Raw genomic sequence first — 17852 nt, forward strand, 5'->3', positions numbered from 1 at the left:
TTGCCATCGGCTTTTCTGTTATAATGTAGGCACAAGTGACTCAAATCACAGGGAGGTCGTGAATTATGGGCAACATTAACCCTTCGTATCTACATATCGGCTCTACCGTAGGTGCCGTATTCATGGCGCTGATGGTTATATTTATTCGCCTCAAGGCAAGTGAGCGTCCAGTGACCATCCGAAAAATATGGATACCGCCGCTCGGTATGTCTACCGGCTTTGCCATGTTTGTCGCTCCTCAGGTCAGGTTCCCTTTATGGTGGGCCGCCATCGCCTTTGTCATCGGGTGGTTTATCTTTGCTTATCCTTTAATACGCAGCACAACGTTTGAACAACGTGAAGGAGAAGTTTACGCACAGCGCTCCAAGAGCTTTGCCTTTATATTGCTTGGACTGCTTTTAGTCCGTACGTTGCTGCATGAATTTATCAACCAATATGTTTCCGTACCGCAATCAGGCGGAATTTTCTTCATTTTGGCCTTCGGAATGATCGTTCACTGGAGACTTTTCATGTATAAACGTTACAATGTTCTTGTCCACTCCAAAAAAACACCATCCACCACCTAACTTGTTTACACCTATACCATTCGCCGGATCATCGGGGCTGAGTCATTCAACCCTGTTTCCGGCGTTTTTTTGGGCGCATCTTTACTGTTTTTGCATACAATAGTACATATAACTGTTCAGATAGTTCCCATCTCCTACGCATTTTCCGTTCCTTGTGTCAGGTAACTTACGGCAGGATACGTTAAAATAAGAGCATACTACGCATATGCAACCGAGGAAGGTTCTTGCTCTAAAGCAATACCTTACACCGCATGGGCATTGTAAATTTTTATAGAGAGCGGGGATTGAATTTGAAAAGTAAATCGAGAAAAGTTGCAATCGTCGGCTCCGGCATGGTCGGCTCAAGTTGTGCCTACTCTATGGTTAATCAGGCTATCTGCGATGAAATCATGATGATTGACCGTACCTATGACCGCGCGATGGCTCAGGCCCTTGATCTCTCTCACTGTATGGATTTCACAGGAACACGCACTAAGGTATACGCTGGAACTTACAAGGATTGCGCCGCTATGGATGTTATTATTATTACAGCCGGGGCCAATCCGAAGCATGGACAGACACGGTTGGATGTATTAGATGCAGCCGCAGTTATTACGGAAGACATCGTGAGCAATATTATGGCCGGAGGCTTCGACGGTATCTTCGTTATTGCCGCTAATCCAGTTGATATTGTAACTTATATGGTTTGGAAAAATTCAGGTTTGCCGCGTCACAGGGTCATTGGAACAGGAACCTCTATTGATTCATCCCGTCTAAAGACACTGCTCTCGGATGTGTTCTCCATTGATCCACGTAGTGTTAACGGCTATGCCCTTGGAGAGCATGGCGAATCCCAGTTTGTGGCCTGGTCGCATGTAACGATTGGGGGGAAGCCGATTCTGCAGATTATCGAGCAGCACCGTGAGCGGTTCAGCCATCTGGACCTTGATGATATCGCCAGGAAGACGAAGGATGCTGGTTGGGAGATTTTCACCCGCAAAGGCTCCACCCACTTCGGAATCGGCAGCGCATTGGCCTATATTACCCGTTCCATTCTGAACGATGAACATAAAATCATTGCCGTTTCGGCTATTCTAGACGGAGAATACGGGCAAAGTGATGTCTGCTCCGGCGTCCCTGCTATCATTGGCAGAGACGGTATCAAGGAACTGCTGGAGCTCAATCTGAATGCAGAGGAAGTTGGCAAATTCAGCGCTTCCTGCGATATCATTCGGGCGGGGATCCACAGCCTCCACTTAGAGGAAAGAGCCTAACGCCCCCTTGGTAAAAAATAAGACCGCACCCTAGAATTAATCAAAGGGTGCGGTCTTATTCTTATTCCGTGGGTGCCGTAGCAGCTCCCAGGTTAAAGTCATCTTCTTCATTATCGCGAATCGTCTTTTGCAGTACGAAGCAAGATACGATCAGGAAGGCAGCAGCTATGGCGTAATAACCTTTTACATATAGCGGCTCCTCCAATGTATATAGTCCTATGTATTCGAAAAGCACGGCAATGACGAAACCTGCCCAAGAGAGAAACGTAAACGCAGAGGTATTGCGCTTCCGATGGTTCATGTTCTGCTCCTGCAAAAATTCGTCTTCATCGTTATCACGGACAACCTTCTGCAGCATAAAAGAGGAAATGATAAGCAGCACTCCGCTTACAGCGTAATATCCTTGGACAGACAAGGGTTCTTTAAGCGTGTAGATTCCAATAAATTCAAAGCCTGCTGCAAGGACAAAAGCCGTCCACGCCATAAAAGTATAAGCTGCAGTGTTACGTCTTCTGTAGAAGTTTGGTCTTCTTGGAGGGTTAACGTTTGTAGTCGTCGTTTGCAATTCCAGATATATCGCCTCTTTCGCAGTAAAATACTGATTCCCTAATATTTTACTATATAGTAATAAAAATTGTCATTCTTTGATTTAGATCGGGTGAAGAACATATACGGACTACAGATCCCTTATAGTCTATAATTTGCTCTATAAGTAATTTATGCGGACACAGATAGGAAATTCAGGTAAATGGAGTAAATAGCGTCCGCTGAGTCCGTTAAGCTTACGCATTCATTTTGAGCAGAGATCCACGCCTACCGATTAATTAGAGAGTCCTTTGTTCTAAAAATCAACAAATTACACTAAATAAAAGGAGCTAATATATGGAACAGCAGAGGATAATAGAACAGGAAATGTATCGCAGAGCCATTGAATTTATTCCTAAAAGGTACCCAAAAGGCTGGGGTGGTGTAGCAATAATTCATTCAGAAGACGAACAATATTTTACTAGTGTTTCTATTGAAACCGCTAATTCTAGTGTGGATTTATGTATTGAAGTAGGTGCAATGTGCGAGGCACATAAATGCAATGTACGTGTAACCCACTGTTTATGTGTTGTAAGAGATGATGAAAATAGTCCTTTTAAGGTACTTTCGCCTTGCGGTGTATGTCAAGAAAGATTACGTTTTTGGGGTGTAGATGTTAAGGTAGGTGTTACTACTCCAGATCATTCGTTACATTTTGTGACCTTAAATGAATTACAGCCGTACCATTGGACGAATGCATATCCTGAAGAAGAGTTAGAACATTATCGTACGGTTTTAACTTAATAAAGCCTGCCCCATCCGTTTAATGGATGGGGCAGGCTCATTCAATTAGGAATGAAATACATCACGTACCTTCAATGCCCGAACACTGTTAAGCACAGCCAATATGGTTACCCCTACATCGGAGAAGACGGCCTCCCACATGGTAGCATATCCGAAGGCACCCAATAGCAGGAAGATTGCCTTGACTCCCAATGCGAAGATAATATTTTGCCATACGATGGTTCTTGTGCGCTTGGCAATACCGATGGCAACCGCGATCTTGGACGGCTCATCGTTCATAATCACGATATCCGCCGCTTCAATAGCTGCGTCCGAGCCCAATCCCCCCATAGCAATACCGACATCCGCTCTTGCCAATACAGGGGTATCATTGATCCCGTCACCGACAAAGATAATTTTCTCCCGTTGTGCTTTGAGTGACTCCAACCGTTCGATTTGTTCCACTTTATGCTGAGGCAGAAGCTCTGAGTAGACTTCATCTATCCCTAACTGTTTCGCTACAGACTCTGCCACTGAAGCCGTATCGCCCGTCAGCATCACCGTCTTGGTGATACCCAGCCTCTTAAGGGCTTGAATCGCCCGGGCAGCATCCTCTTTCACTTCATCCGCAATAACAAGAGAACCTGCGTACTGCTTGTCGATAGCGATGTGGACAGTGGTTCCCGCTTCCGCAGGTATCCGGTAAGGAATTCCCTCGCGTTCCATCAGTCTTGCATTACCCGCCAGCACAGTCTTTCCTTCTACGGATACCTCAATACCATGTCCGGATATTTCATTATAATTGCGTACAAGCTTATTATTGATGACGGCATTATAGGCTTCCCGAATGGATTCTGCAATAGGGTGACTGGAGTGGCTTTCGGCATAAGCAGCCACCTGAAGTAGTTCGTTCTCTGAGCGTCCCTCAGCTGGGAAGATTCCGGTGACTTTGAACTGCCCTTTTGTCAATGTTCCTGTTTTGTCAAAAACCACAACTTTAACATCGCCCAGCGCCTCTAAATAGTTGCTGCCTTTGATTAGGATACCGCTTTTTGAGGCCGCTCCAATCCCGCCAAAGAAACCGAGTGGAATTGAAACTACAAGGGCACAAGGACAAGAGATGACAAGAAAGATCAGGGCACGGTAAATCCAGTCTGAAAAGGTTGCCCCGCTGATCAACAACGGAGGAACAACGGCTAGTATCAGCGCTGTAATCACAACTACTGGTGTATAACTCCGTGCAAACTTACGTATGAAGTTTTCAGTTTTTGCTTTATGGCTGGATGCATTCTCAACCAATTCTAATATTTTGGAAACCGCTGATTCTCCGAACGTCTTAGTCACTTCTACGGTAATTACACCGTTCCGATTAATGAACCCGCTTAGTACAGTGCTGCCAAGCCCAACGGAACGCGGTACGGATTCTCCCGTAAGAGCCGATGTATCCATCATGGTGCTGCCTTCGAGGATAATACCGTCCAGAGGAACCTTCTCACCGGGTTTAACCACAATCCGGTCCCCAATCGAAACTTCCTCCGGGGAGACACGCCGTGTATCCTCTCCCACCTTGAGGTTCGCACTCTCAGGGCGAATATCCATCAGTGCAGTGATCGATCTGCGGGAGCGGTTAACCGCTAAACCCTGAAATAATTCACCAATCTGATAGAATAGCATAACCGCAACACCTTCAGGATATTCACCAATGGCGAAGGCACCAATTGTAGCCAGTGCCATCAGGAAATTCTCGTCAAACACCTGACCCCGGACGATATTCTTAGCTGCCCGCCATACAATTTCACCGCCTACCACAAAATAGGCCAGCAGGAAAATCAGCAACTCTGTCAAACCACCTACAGGGAGCAGCATTCCTGCTGCCGCTAGAATACCACCGCCTGCCAGACGCAGTATGGTGCGGCGAGTATTATTCTCCTCATGCTCATGAGCATGACTGTGCCCCTCTGAGTCAGTATGTGCATGTTGATGTTTCAAGCCCGCTCCAGCCTGCTTTGCTCTCAGTTTCACATGCGGTTCAAGTGCGGTTACGGTTCTCTCCGCTTCAAATAAGGCAGATTCTGCATAACCTGCGGCAGTCTCCATCGTCAGTGTCTTGGTTGCAAAATTAACGGAGCAGTCGGACACGCCTTCAATATTCTTCACTTTGTCTTCAATTTTCATCGCGCAGTTCGCACAATCCAAACCTTCCAATATCCATTGGCGTTTCAAGCTCTGTTGAATGGTATTCATGTAGTCCCACTCCCTTATCACGCTATATATGAGCACTTATTCATATGTTATTCTTACTTGTATTATATTCCCTATCCTTTAACAGTGTCAATGCATGTCGAGTATAATTGGGTCCAATTATAAAAATAAAAAAACCGCCCGAAGGCGGCCTTAGCATCGTATGTGGTTATGTGGTTATTCGTGACTGATATGTTCATGCGTCTGCAAAAAAATCTGCTCTACATGGGCGTCATTCAGCGAGTAATAGACGGTCTTGCCTTCTTTGCGGCGTTTAACGATACGCAGATTCCGCAGATAACGAAGCTGGTGGGATACCGCTGACTGCCCCATATCAAGAATGGTCGACAAATCATGTACACACAGTTCTTTTCGGGATAATGCGTAAATAAGCCGCACTCTTGTGGGGTCACCCAATGCTTTGAACATCTCCGCCATTTTGTCGGTCGTTCCCCGGTCAGGCAGGATCAGCTCCAAAGACTCCAATTCCAGCTCCGATCCGTTGCAGGTATTGTCACATTCCTCAATTGTTGCCGGTTCCACGTCTCTCGCCCCCCGATGAATCATCCGGCACTGCCGGCTCCATATTCTATACATAATTATATGGAAAACTGCCTGCAAAGTCCATTCGGTGAGATTTACACGGCCTTCCGATGGAAGGAGAGCAACCCTGCTGCGAAAAACAATACAAAACTCCCTAACACAACAACCAATAAACTCTCAAGCGGTAAATTAAGCGCGCCAAAATTTCCATCCGCTCCATAAGGAGACATTGCTATGAGCGGCTGTACCCATGGGTAGTATGGTCCGTATGTGGTGGAATTTGCCACCAGCATGTTCGGCAGTGTAAAGGTTACATTGAGGGCAAGAGGTGCTGCGAAGCTGCTCCACGCTTGAGATACAGCCAGCTGCAGCGCAGCAAGCGGTAAGGTCGCCAGCCAACTGCCTAGAATACGCGGAAGTACCATCTCCCAAGGAGGAGGCCCTCCGGCTTCACGCCACCAACCTACTCCCAGAAAACATAAGAGAAATAGTAGTTGTACTGCAGCCAGCAGAACCGCTGCTACTATAAACTTGGATAAATAGACTGATCCTCTGGATACAGGCAAGGAGAGTAGCTGCTTCCAACCTCCATTATGATGCTCATAGCGGCATAAGAGTGCTGTGAACAGGCCGGACAATATCGGCAAAAACAGCATCCCATGAATAGCTCCCATCACAGACAGTATAAATTCCCATGAAATCGGCCCCTCCTCAGATTGCGACATCCCCATAAGTACGGCAAACGCTGGGCTGACCAGAATAAGAAGCCATAAATAGCGGCTGGACATTTTCACAATCTCTACAGACAATACTCTACCTATAGTTCTCATACTCAGATCACATCCTTCCGTGCGAAGTGCAGTGCTCCGGGTAGAAGAAGCAGCATTCCCAGTAGAACTCCAGATATGGAGTAGAACATAGGCTGAAGACTTTTCCAAGCTAAATACGGCCAGCCCAAGGGGACCCATTCCGGTAAATAAATAGAGAATAGCGACCCTATCGATAGGATCAATCCAAATGAAACGGATACTGCCTGATTGCTGAATGTCAGCGACAGCCATAGCTGCAAGGCAAGAATGGGTAAGGCTGCACCATAAGGCCAAAGGCCGATGCGTACGATCTCTCCGTAAGGAATAGAATCCGTGCCAAAACCCAGGACAAGTCCTAGGGTCAATACCCCTGCTGATAATAGAACACAAGATATCGTCAGCAGAATTAGACAGAGAATTAACTTGGACGAGAATACGGCAACACGAGATATCGGCAACGCCAGAAGCTGTTTCCATGAGCTAGTCTGATGTTCAATATTCGCCATTAACGAACAGATAAGTGTACTGCCTAAGTACAAAGCAACGGGAACAAAAAAAGAGATGTTTTCTAAAAGTGCTCCCCATAAATCCATTGCATACTCTTGCTTGATATAATCGTAGCGTAATCCAAAGTTCAAGGCCTGCATCGCTACCAGCCCGAGCGGCCCCAGACCTACCAAAAACCAAAGACCCTTGCCATGAATTTTCAACCAGTCCGCCGACATCACGCGCCTAATCATGGCTTACCCCGCCCACAACCTGCAGGAAGAATTCCTCCAACGATTGTCTTCGTTCTTCCACACGGTAAATAGCATGCCCCTTCTCTACCAGGACTTTAACCAGTTGGGCCACTGTGGTGTCATTCATCCGGGTGAAGCAGAGTGTTCCATTCTGAAGCACTCCTGCATATCCTTGATTCTCCACGAAGGATAGAGCCATCTCCGGTTCGGAGACCACCAGTCTCATCTCACCGGCTGCCCGCTGCTGGAGATTGGTAATGCTGTCCTGATAGACCATGCTTCCTTGGTGAAGGATGCCTACGGTATTTGCCATTAGTTCAATCTCGCTTAACAGGTGGCTGGATACCAGAACCGTTATCCCATGCTCCTTCGGCATCTGCTTAATCAGATCACGAATTTCCTGAATGCCGGATGGATCAAGCCCGTTGGTCGGTTCGTCCAGAATAAGCAACTCGGGATTGCCAAGCAGTGCAGAGGCTATACCAAGACGTTGCTTCATGCCGAGTGAGAATCCTTTCACAGGGCGCTTTTCTTCCCCCGTTAACGAGACAATATCCAATACCTCTGAAATCCTAGACTTGGGAACATTCAATATCCGCCGAATAACCTCCAGATTCTGAATCGCCGTAAGGTGCCCATAATAAGAGGGCGACTCAACCAACGACCCTACTTTGCGCAGGATATTCATCTTTTCATGTCTAAGATCCTTGCCGAATATTTCAATCGTTCCGGCAGTTGGCGCGATCAGACCCAGAAGCAGGCGTATGGTTGTAGTCTTTCCTGCACCGTTTGGCCCAAGGAAACCGTAAATCTCACCTTTACGGATGTTCAGATTCAAATCCTTCACAGCCGCCCGGCCTTTGTATTTCTTCAACAAACCTGTAGTTTCAATAATGGTTTCACTCATTGTATTCACCTCGGTATACAGCTTAGCTCTCCGAGGTTAAAAGGATGGCGGGGTTAAGTTTAAGTTTTGTTTAAATATTCGTAAGAGCAGGAGAGTAAATCACAATCGAGGTGCCCGTTGACGAACTTTCGACTTCCCATTTCAGGTTCATTCGGGAAAGGAGCAAATCTACGATAGATAATCCCAGACCTGCACCTTTAGTGTTGGGATCGCTATTCATGCCGCTTCCGTGATCTGAGATAACAATAGCGTGTATCCCCTTGCGGATTTGTGTGGATAATCCCACATAAAGGCCCCTGTGTGCATGCCGCATAATATTCTGGTACAAATTATCAAGGACACGTCGAAACCAGATTTCATCAACCTCCCAATAGATCGATTCCTCGTCCAGTTCGATTTCTGCAGAGAAACCTTCCCTCTCCCAAAGCGGATACCATGCCGCTGCACTTTCCCTCAGTAGCCGAAGGATATCCTTTCTCTCCAGCTTCAATGAAATTCTGCCGCTTGTCAGCAGGTTGTAGGACAGCAGATTGTCCATTAGAACACTGAGGTCGGCAATACGCTCATCCATAAGAATTAGGGACCGCGCACCCTCTTCCGACAGCTTTTCCTTTCCCAGATTATATACATGACTACGGATAACCGTAAGCGGAGTCCGCAAATCATGCGACAAATCAGAGATCAGACGCTTGCGCAGTTGCTCCTCATCTAATTCTCTCCTGCGGCTGTCCTTAAGCTCAATTACCATCGTGTTGAAAGCTTCCTCAAGCTTGCCAATTTCATCAGTCTTACCCTTCTGGATCAGTCCGGGAAAGCCGTCTTTCTCAGCCCTTGTCATGGCGGTCTGCAAACGCAGTAACCGTCTGCGAATTCTATCAAAAAACAGCCAGGACACAACTGCGAAGCCCAGAAATAGAACCAGCAGAACCGTACCGTAAATAATAACGGGGGCCGGAGAAGGCCTTACTACTTGAAGCAACGAACGGGGAATTTGCATCACCATGAAGCCTTGTCCAAGCTCGGCCTTATCCCCAACAAAGGCAACTACTGTAAACGGATTACTATCCGTGCTTGCCTTCATAAAGGCGATAGACTCGGTTGCAGTCCATTTAACGGGGATATGAGCTTCATCGACAGCATCCTCTACTACAGCAGAATGTGGAGATGCGACATGTTTCAATTCTCCTTGTCCATTCACCCAGAACATTAAAGCACTGGTATAGCTTTCACTTAGCTGCCGCAACTGTTCATTCACCTCTTCAGGCGAGGCATCCTTTAGCTGAAGTGCCTCCGTGTGCCACATTTGCTCCAGCTTTTCCCCGTTGGTATAGAGCTCCGCCTCCGCTGTCAGGTTGGATGTAGGCTTATCTATAATTAATTCATTAACAAAATTGTAGAGGATATAGCTCAGCGGGAAAACAATAGGCAGAAAGAGTAACGCCACCATAATGATTAGAAGGTAGCGGAATAAAAGCGATTGTCTGAACGAGTAGAATCTCTTGTTTTTTGTCATGCCCTTACCCGGTAGCCCACACCGCGAATGGTCTCAATGATTTGCGGTGTAGCGGGATCCAACTCCAATTTTTCACGCAGATATCGGATATGGACCATCAAGGTTTTATCACCCTCCATATAAAGCTCACCCCATACCGCTTCATATATTTGTTCCTTCGTCATAATCTGATTTAAATGCCGCAATAAATAAAAGAAAATCTGATATTGCTTGCCGGTTAGCCGTATTTCATCTCCGTTCTCGGCATGGACAATGCGGTTTTCTTCTTCATATATAATAAGATGCTTCAATAATAGTTCTTCTGAGCCAGAAGATCCTGCGCGTCTAAGAAGCACTTCTATCCGTGCTGCCAGTTCTTCAGGGTGAAAAGGCTTCGTTAAATAGTCGTCAGCAAATTGCAGTCCCTGCAGCTTATCATCAATAGAGGTTCTGGCAGAAAGCATCAATATGGGCAGCTTGGGATACGCCTTCTTCAACCGCTGGCCCACCGTAAAACCATCCAAGCCGGGGAGCATAACATCAAGAATCGCCAACTGGCAGCCCTCTGCCTGCTCCATGGCTTCTTCTCCGCTCCGCAGCCACCGTACAGTGTAATTCCGCTCAATTAAATCAGCCGTTACCACACTGCCGATCTCTTTGTCATCCTCGATATACAACAACGTAGTGCTCATCGATTCTCCCTCTCACAATCACCAAAGTGGGCCGGCGGCTTGTCCTCCGGCTTCCCGAATAAATAGCCTTGTGCTAAATCCACCCCTAATTCTTTGCAATACAGAAACTCTTCACGCCGTTCAATCCCCTCAGCTAAGACCTGTCCTCCGTAATGACCGACACGCTCAATAATATCTTGAATCGTCTTCTGCTTCTCGGGATCTTCGTCACAATAGCTGATCAGACTTCGGTCAATCTTCACATAGTCCGGCTCCAGGCTGGACATAACATCCAGTGTGGAAAATCCTGTGCCAACATCATCGAGCGCAACCTGCATCCCTTGCCTCCGGTATTCTGCGAAGATCTTACTGAGGTGGGATATATCCCTGATCTTCTCTGTTTCCACCACCTCGAACACAAAATCCTTGGGATCTTGGGCAAGTCGTTCAATAGCCGCGAAGGTATGGGTGAGACAATACTTCGGATTATAGATCGATGAGGGCAAAAAATTAACAAAACGTTTGATGCCTTTGGGTAAGAGTCTGGCACTGGTCTCAATTGCAGAAATACGGGCTGCCCGGTCCAAAAAGGAATGAAATCCAGTCTGTCTAGCTGTTTCAAAAAGCTCATAGGGCTGAAAATAGTCCCCTAGCGGTGTCGGCCGCAATAAAAACTCGAAAGCGACAATTTCCTCGGAGCGATTAACGATGGGCTGCATATGGCTGCTGAATTCATTATTAGATATGATATCGATTAGTTTATGATTTGAGAATCGCAAGGCAAGCTGCGCAAGGGATACCCATCGTTCAACAACCCCAATCTTGCTCTTGCCGGTTATGTATATCGATAATGGCTGTGCAAGTTCTTTTTCATGCCATTCCAGTGCTTCTAATATACTTAATAGCTCTTCACGTGAATTGTATAGAAGTCTGCCGTCTTCCAAAGCGCCCACAAACTTATAACCCTTTTGAACCAGCGCAGAGATCAGTAAAGAAGCAGGTCGCAAGTTCACTATACCTTCGTCTTCAATTGGTTCAATGGCTGAGCAATCACTACAACTCATAGGTACCCCCCTGATGAAAATCTCAAAAACTGTGAGGTCATTATAGCATAATTTTACAGATAGAGAGTGAAACATACCTTTGTTTATCACAAGAAGAAACGGCTTTGCCGTCCTCAATGGGACGGTATCCGTTTCTCGTAGAAATATAAGCAAAGTATACTGAAATCCTATACTTTCTGATATTTTCAAAAAAGGTGCCCGGGGAGTTTACACTCCAAGACACCCTTAGAAAAGATATTCTTTAGAAAAGATTTACATAGGCGATCTTTTATATGGCACCAAGAATAAAGTAAAGCAAAAAGAAGACGGCAATCACGTACATCGTAGCCGATATTTCTTTTCTTCGTCCGGTGGCCAGTTTAACAATAGGATAAGCAATGAAGCCAAGTGCAAGTCCATTAGCAACACTAAAGGATAAAGGCATGATGGCCATCATTAAGTAGGCTGGAAAAGCCTGCGTAAAGTCACTAAGATCGATATCCTTGATACTTTGTACCATGAGGCAACCCACAATAATGAGCACCGGAGCAATAGCACTGTTAGGAATCACTTTGAAAAGTGGAATCAGAAACAGGGCTGGAATAAACAGAATTCCCGTTGTGAGGGAGGTTAACCCTGTTCTGCCACCCGCAGCAATACCTGTGGCGGACTCTGCCGCTGTCGTGGACGGGCTACAACCCAAAAGGGAAGCACTTACCACGGAAAAGGCATTGGCCTGAAAAGACTTCCGGAACTTCAATTTATCGGGGAGTATCCCAAGCTGGGTACCCATATTCTGAAATATAATAATCATGGATAAGGAGAAAACTGCAGTCCAGAAATTAACGGTGTTTATGGCACTAAAATCAAAGGCGAACAACACCTCTTGATACCCGCTAAATGAGAAACTAAAATCATGCAATACGGAAAAATCAACGATGCCAAGTAAGGCTCCAATAATCGTACCTGTAATAATCCCTATCAAAAAGTTTCCTTTCACATTACGCAAAAAAAGCGGTAGCGTGATCAGCAAGGTAAGAAGGGTAGTTAAGGCTTTTGGATCACTAAACTTAGCCAATGCAACAAATGTACTTTCGCTTCCTACAATGAGTCCTCCATTTTTCAATCCTAGAAAAGCGATAAAAAGTCCGATCCCTGCAGTCATTGCGCTAATCATAGACTTCGGAATGGAGCGGGATAGAAAGTCCGCCCATTTACTAATTGAAGTTAAGGTAAATACAATACCGGCTATAAAGACGGCAGCAAGCGCTTGCTGCCACGTAAGCCCTAAAGAAAATACTAGCGTAAAGACAAAAAATGAAGTATCCCCTAAACCTGGAATGAGGATTAATGGCGACTTAGCCCAAAACGCCATGAACAAACAGCCGATAATAGAGGTGATTGCCGTGGCGATCGTCGCAGCTTCATAGGGCATACCGACGGAGCTCAAAATCGCCCCATTTACTGCGATTATATAAGCTGCCGCCATAAAAGAAGTTAGTCCTGCAATAACCTCCGTGCGAATCGTCGTATGGTTTGATTGAATTTGAAACAAGTTATCTAATCTCTTATTCATTTTTGAAACTCCACCCTTACTCGTTGTTGAAACGGATACCTTTTTTCTTTATCTTTTCCCAATGTCATAAGGCTGACCCAATGCTTTTGGTGCCCGGGACTTTCCAACTGCTCCGATTAATACAAGAAGTGTTAACAAGTAGGGCAGCATATAGAAAAATTCACTTGGAATCTTTGAGGCAAATTCAAAAATCTGGAATTGATCCTTCACAGCTTGCGCTAAACCGAACAACAAAGCGGCTAGCATAGCGCCGACTGGGTTCCATTTCCCAATGATTACGGCAGCCAGCGCAATAAACCCTTGACCTGAAATGGTATTATAAGCAAAGTTGCTATTCGAGGTAAGGACAATAGTCGCTCCACCAAGAGCCGCTATGGAACCGCTCAAAATAACGGACATGTACCGCGTACGGTTTACTTTTACACCAACCGTCGCCGCAGCATTTGGATGTTCACCCACGGAACGAAGTCTAAGTCCATTGGCGGTCCTGAACAAGATAAAGTGAAAGACTATAATTAGAGCAATGGCAACATAAGTCGTTGGATAGGCATTAAAGATTACTTTTCCCACAAACGGAATGTCGGTTAAATAAGGAATCTTCACCTTATGAAATACATTAGTTAAGATGGGAGTTTCAGCCGAGCCTGCAAAAATCATCTTTACCAGATAAAATGTCGAGCCTGAGGCAAGAATATTAATTACCGTTCCACTTACAACTTGATTGGCGCCGTACGTAATACAGGCAACAGCATGAATAGTTGAGAAAATAACGGAGAATACAAAGGCGCCAATTAAACCGATCCATGGGGAGAATGCCCCAAACCCTGCCGTTTCAGCATAATAAGCCGTAACCGCTGAGAAGAAGGCGCCTGATACCATGAACCCTTCTATCCCAATATTTATGATCCCCGAACGTTCTGAAATAAGTCCACCAAGTGCAGCGAAAATTAAAGCCGTAGAAAAAACAAGGGTGCCATTTAAGAGATTCGCAATAATATCCATAGAATTATGCCTCCTCCTTAGATTTCTTGTGGAACGGGCGGAAGAGTAGCTTTACAATCCCGGGTGCAGCAACAAAGAAGATAATAAACCCAATGACCATTCGAATAATTTCAGCTGGAACACCCGCACCAAAACTCATTCCCTGAGATCCATAGGTGAGTGCTCCAAATAGGATACCTGACAACAACACACCTACTGCGGTATTGCCACCTAGTAGGGAAACTGCTATTCCATCGAAACCAAGGCCCGAAGTCGTGGAACTGATGGCCACGTATTTAAATACACCCAGTACATCAAAGGCTCCCACTAAACCCCCAAACACACCGGAAATGAACATAGTTTTCACCAAAATATGAGGTACATTCATCCCCGCATAATGTGCTGCATGTGGATTAAGACCTACGGCACGCAGTTCATAACCCCACTTCGTTTTGTTTAAATACACTTGATAGAATATAACGGCTAGGATGGCGATTACGAATCCCCAGTGAATACGTGCACCATCTACTAGATTAGATAACCAGCTCATTTGAATACTTGCAGAATCTTTGATCGTTTCAGATCTTTGAGTACCTTCTTGCAACATAAAGAGATTAATCAGGAATTGGCTGAAATAGAGTGCAATAAAGTTAAGCATAATAGAGGTAACGACCTCACTAATACCCTTCTCCGCCCTTAAATAGCCTACTAGCGCACCCCATAATCCTCCCAAAAAAGCACCAGCCAGGATAGCTACCAGCCCATGCAGGAAAGGCGGCAAGTTAACTTGTGTACCTACGATCAGTGCACCAAGTGAACCCATGATAATCTGGCCATCTACTCCAATATTAAATAGCCCGGCGCGAAAAGAAATGGCCACAGCCAATCCGCACATCACGAGGGGAACAATGGTCCGAATGGTTTCTCCCATATCAAAGGTACTTCCAAAAATTTTTGTGATCATGGAATGATAAGCTAAGATTGGATCATATCCCCCGACATACATAACAAGTGCCCCAAGGACCAATCCAACAATAATGGCGATAATAGGAACGAACAGAGACTCGCGTTTAAAAATATTACTCCTTTTCATTCGTTCCACCTCTTTCATATTTACCTGCCATCATCAGTCCTAATTCTTGTTCATTTGTTGTATGTGGAGTGGTCTCACCCACAATTTGACCACCAAACAGAACTAGAATACGATCAGCCACATTAAGGATCTCGTCTAATTCAAAAGAAACGAGCAGTACAGCTTTTCCTTGATCCCGCTGAGCAATCAGTTGTTGGTGAACAAACTCGATAGCACCTACGTCTAATCCCCGTGTAGGCTGAGCCGCTATCATAACCTGAGGATCCTTGTCAATTTCGCGTGCGATAATGATTTTTTGTTGGTTTCCCCCGGACATCGATCCAACTCTTGTATCAATTCCTGGCGTCCGTATATCGAACTCTTCTACTAAGCGTGTTGCCATATCGTTCCTAGCCTTTACATTGATGAAGCACCGCTTAGTAATCTCAGGATGATGGTAAGTCTGCAAGATTGTATTTTCACTGACAGAAAAGTCCAGAACCAATCCATGTTTATGTCGATCTTGCGGGATATGTGAGATTCCCGATTCAGAGATGCTACGTGGCGTATGATTTACTATGCTTTTGCCTTTTAACAGAATGTCACCTGATTTCACCGACTGCATTCCCGTTAGAGCTTCAATTAATTCGGTCTGCCCATTTCCATCCACACCGGCAATTCCAACAATCTCACCCGCATGCAAAGAGAACGAGAGATGGTTCAGTACATGTTTTCCATTGGGGTCCACCATAACTAAATCCTTCGCTTCTAAGAAGACCTCCGTAGGCTTAGCTAGTTGTTTCTCTGTCTTAAAGTTGACGGCTTTCCCCACCATTTTTTCTGCTAATTCCTGTGGATTGGTATCTGCGACTGTAACACTGTCAATGACCTTACCACGGCGAATAATCGTACAGGTATCGGCGATCTCCATGATTTCTTTCAATTTATGAGTAATTAGAATAATCGATTTCCCTTCGGCAACAAGCCGCTTCATAATCTCAAGTAATTCAGTAATCTCTTGAGGAGTTAAGACCGCAGTAGGTTCATCAAAAATTAGAATATCGGCACCACGATAGAGAGTCTTTATAATTTCAACCCGTTGCTGCATCCCTACGCTAATGGAATCAACCGTCGCCATAGGGTCAATATCAAATCCATATTGCTCTGAAAGTGCCTTTACTTTCTTACATGCACCTCTAATGTCAATCTGCATCCCGCTTTTGGGTTCCGTGCCCAGAATGATGTTTTCCGTTACTGTAAAAGGCTCTACTAATTTAAAGTGCTGATGCACCATGCCAATTCCGAGTTCAATAGCTTTATTAGGACTATCAATCTTCACCTTCTTCCCATTGATTTGGATCTCACCTTCTTCAGGTTGATATAGTCCAAAAACAATGTTCATTAAAGTGGATTTGCCAGCTCCATTTTCCCCTAGCAAGGCATGAATTTCTCCACGCTTTAACTGAAAGCTAATGGAATCGTTAGCCACAATGCCGGGGAACCTTTTGGTAATTCCTTTAAGCTCCAATGCAGTATCCGCTGTAGTCACAAGAATTCCCTCCCAATCATTTTTTCGTCCCTTGCGAATCGAAATTCACAAGGGACGAAATGGTATTTATTCTGTGGGTACGACAATCTCACCGCTAATAATTTTTTGGCGATATTCTTCTACTTTCTTAAGCGCTTCAGGTGTCACGTTCTTAATAGAGGTTGGAGCTATATCAACGCCATTCTCCTTGAGTCCCATCGTAGTAACCTTACCTCCCGGGAAGTTACCTTCAGCTAAGTCTCTGGAGATTTGATAAACCGCTTCATCCACTTTTTTAATCATGGAGGTCAAAGTAATATCGTCACCGAAGGATAAGGACTGATCTTTGTCTACCCCAATGACCCATACATTTTCACCATTTGTTTTGCGTTCTTTGGCTTCATTAAACACACCATTACCTGTTAATCCAGCTGCATGGAAGATAATATCAGCACCATCGTTATAAATCGTAGCAGCGGCTGATTTTCCCACATCCACACGGTTAAATACTCCTGTATAGTTGACAATCAATTTGGCATCAGGATTTACAGCTTTAATTCCTTCTCTAAAGCCAGCTTCAAAGCGTTTAATAACAGGGATTTTCATACCCCCTACAAAGCCAATTTTATTTGTTTTTGTCGTTAAGCCTGCAATGACACCAACAAGAAACGATCCTTCTTGCTCTTTAAAGGATACGGCTGCCACGTTTGGCACAATAATATCAGAGTCTACAATACCAAATTTGGCATCAGGGTTTTCATTTGCAAGCTGTGTGACCGCATCTGCTAAGGTAAAGGCTGTTGCCCAAGTTAAATCATAGTTACCTTTTACAAATGTCAGGAGGCTTGGCATAACCTCACCGTCGGATTTGGGCTCTAAATACTTCACGTCGTAACCGTAGACATTATTCAATTTCTGTAAGGCTTCCCAAGCACTTTGGTTAAACGATTTATCGTTAATGCTCCCTAAGTCCGTTACCATACCGATTTTAAGACTTTTTTTGCCTTCGGCAGCACCACTGTCCGCAGACTCTTTATTTGTCGTGGTTTTATCCCCACATGCGGTAAGTAGTAATGAAAGGATCAATAACATGGGTATAAATGTTTTCATTAATTTCTTCAT

Annotated in this window: 17 protein-coding genes and 1 pseudogene; 3 read left to right on the forward strand and 15 right to left on the reverse strand. The window is 45.1% G+C overall.

Going from position 1 to position 17852, the window contains the following annotated elements; genetic code table 11:
- Positions 1-65: 65 nt before the first annotated feature.
- Both PWYN_RS09625 and PWYN_RS09630 read left to right on the forward strand, forming a co-directional pair.
- Entirely contained in the window at positions 66-566 is a 501-nt protein-coding gene (locus PWYN_RS09625; protein WP_036650758.1) for a CcdC family protein, read from the forward strand.
- Between the two features lie 290 nt (positions 567-856).
- On the forward strand, positions 857-1819 hold the full coding sequence (locus PWYN_RS09630; RefSeq protein WP_036653630.1) for an L-lactate dehydrogenase: 963 nt from the start codon (positions 857-859) through the stop codon (positions 1817-1819).
- A gap of 61 nt (positions 1820-1880) precedes the next feature.
- On the opposite strand, the gene PWYN_RS29975 is transcribed toward PWYN_RS09630, so the two are convergent.
- Together PWYN_RS29975 and PWYN_RS29980 are read right to left on the reverse strand one after the other, a co-directional pair.
- On the reverse strand, positions 1881-2120 hold the full coding sequence (locus tag PWYN_RS29975) for a YiaA/YiaB family inner membrane protein (protein ID WP_036653632.1): 240 nt from the start codon (positions 2118-2120) through the stop codon (positions 1881-1883).
- Between the two features lie 45 nt (positions 2121-2165).
- Positions 2166-2303, reverse strand: a pseudogene (locus PWYN_RS29980) (YiaA/YiaB family inner membrane protein); the annotation flags it as partial.
- A gap of 398 nt (positions 2304-2701) precedes the next feature.
- Between PWYN_RS29980 and PWYN_RS09640 the strand changes: the two are divergent.
- Complete coding sequence (locus tag PWYN_RS09640; protein WP_036650761.1) at positions 2702-3148, forward strand: cytidine deaminase; 447 nt, start codon at positions 2702-2704, stop codon at positions 3146-3148.
- A gap of 45 nt (positions 3149-3193) precedes the next feature.
- Here PWYN_RS09640 and PWYN_RS09645 read toward each other — a convergent pair whose 3' ends face one another.
- The 13 genes from PWYN_RS09645 to PWYN_RS09705 form a co-directional block, all read right to left on the reverse strand.
- Positions 3194-5371 carry a heavy metal translocating P-type ATPase gene (locus tag PWYN_RS09645; RefSeq protein WP_036650764.1) on the reverse strand — a complete coding sequence of 726 codons (2178 nt, stop codon included), beginning with the start codon at positions 5369-5371 and terminating at the stop codon, positions 3194-3196.
- A 174-nt stretch (positions 5372-5545) separates the two neighbouring features.
- A complete protein-coding gene (locus PWYN_RS09650) occupies positions 5546-5911 on the reverse strand; it encodes an ArsR/SmtB family transcription factor (RefSeq protein WP_036650767.1) in 366 nt (121 codons plus the stop codon).
- A 95-nt stretch (positions 5912-6006) separates the two neighbouring features.
- Positions 6007-6741, reverse strand: a complete 735-nt coding sequence (locus PWYN_RS09655; RefSeq protein WP_036650769.1) for an ABC transporter permease — start codon at positions 6739-6741, stop codon at positions 6007-6009.
- A gap of 2 nt (positions 6742-6743) precedes the next feature.
- The gene (locus PWYN_RS09660; RefSeq protein WP_036650772.1) at positions 6744-7460 is read right to left on the reverse strand and encodes an ABC transporter permease; all 717 of its coding nucleotides are present in this window, start codon (positions 7458-7460) and stop codon (positions 6744-6746) included.
- Entirely contained in the window at positions 7453-8367 is a 915-nt protein-coding gene (locus PWYN_RS09665; RefSeq protein ID WP_036650775.1) for an ABC transporter ATP-binding protein, read from the reverse strand. The genes PWYN_RS09660 and PWYN_RS09665 overlap by 8 nt, the downstream gene beginning before the upstream one ends.
- Positions 8368-8437: 70 nt before the next feature.
- Positions 8438-9880: a sensor histidine kinase gene (locus PWYN_RS09670; protein WP_036650778.1), complete on the reverse strand. Its 1443-nt coding sequence runs from the start codon at positions 9878-9880 to the stop codon at positions 8438-8440.
- Positions 9877-10551 (reverse strand): response regulator transcription factor, encoded by a 675-nt coding sequence (locus PWYN_RS09675; RefSeq protein WP_036650782.1) that lies wholly within the window; start codon positions 10549-10551, stop codon positions 9877-9879. The genes PWYN_RS09670 and PWYN_RS09675 overlap by 4 nt, the downstream gene beginning before the upstream one ends.
- Complete coding sequence (locus PWYN_RS09680; RefSeq protein ID WP_036650784.1) at positions 10548-11594, reverse strand: EAL domain-containing protein; 1047 nt, start codon at positions 11592-11594, stop codon at positions 10548-10550. Before PWYN_RS09680 ends, PWYN_RS09675 begins: the two co-directional genes overlap by 4 nt.
- A 268-nt stretch (positions 11595-11862) precedes the next feature.
- Positions 11863-13149, reverse strand: a complete 1287-nt coding sequence (locus PWYN_RS09685; RefSeq protein ID WP_036650787.1) for an NCS2 family permease — start codon at positions 13147-13149, stop codon at positions 11863-11865.
- 48 nt (positions 13150-13197) lie between these two features.
- On the reverse strand, positions 13198-14151 hold the full coding sequence (locus tag PWYN_RS09690; protein ID WP_036650788.1) for an ABC transporter permease: 954 nt from the start codon (positions 14149-14151) through the stop codon (positions 13198-13200).
- 4 nt (positions 14152-14155) lie between these two features.
- Positions 14156-15223, reverse strand: a complete 1068-nt coding sequence (locus PWYN_RS09695) for an ABC transporter permease (protein WP_036650790.1) — start codon at positions 15221-15223, stop codon at positions 14156-14158.
- Positions 15210-16751 (reverse strand): ABC transporter ATP-binding protein, encoded by a 1542-nt coding sequence (locus PWYN_RS09700; protein ID WP_036650792.1) that lies wholly within the window; start codon positions 16749-16751, stop codon positions 15210-15212. The genes PWYN_RS09695 and PWYN_RS09700 overlap by 14 nt, the downstream gene beginning before the upstream one ends.
- A 66-nt stretch (positions 16752-16817) precedes the next feature.
- Entirely contained in the window at positions 16818-17852 is a 1035-nt protein-coding gene (locus PWYN_RS09705) for a BMP family lipoprotein (protein WP_205622740.1), read from the reverse strand.

The organism is Paenibacillus wynnii, from assembly GCF_000757885.1.
GTDB classification, from domain to species: domain Bacteria; phylum Bacillota; class Bacilli; order Paenibacillales; family Paenibacillaceae; genus Paenibacillus_AQ; species Paenibacillus_AQ wynnii.